Raw genomic sequence first — 263 nt, 5'->3', positions numbered from 1 at the left:
CCACGGTGTTCCCACCGCTGACCTATGCCACTGATGACGATCCGCATGCCACCGATTACAGCATCGGCCAGCACGTGATCTATGGCGCGTTCGCTTCCAGCGTCGCCGAGCAGGCACATGGCCTGATGCAGGACCTTGCCGAGAAACACGGCGTGGGCTTCTTCGACGTGAGCGCCAGTGACGCGGCGATCGTGTTCCCCGATGGGCTGGTGCTGATTCCCGACTGAGCAGGCCCGGCCTGCAACATGCGGCCGCAGATCAGA

The 263-nt window shown here is 63.5% G+C and carries 1 pseudogene; it reads left to right on the top strand.

The window, feature by feature from the left end:
* Positions 1-227, top strand: a pseudogene (locus RMT89_RS43700) (hypothetical protein); the annotation flags it as partial.
* Between the last annotated feature and the right edge of the window lie 36 nt (positions 228-263).

Origin of the sequence: Streptomyces sp. P17, assembly GCF_032436805.1 — a bacterium.
Classification (GTDB): Bacteria; Actinomycetota; Actinomycetes; order Streptomycetales; family Streptomycetaceae; genus Streptomyces.
The sequence above is the reverse complement of the archived record's forward strand: the minus strand, read 5'-3'. Positions and strand labels throughout refer to the sequence as shown.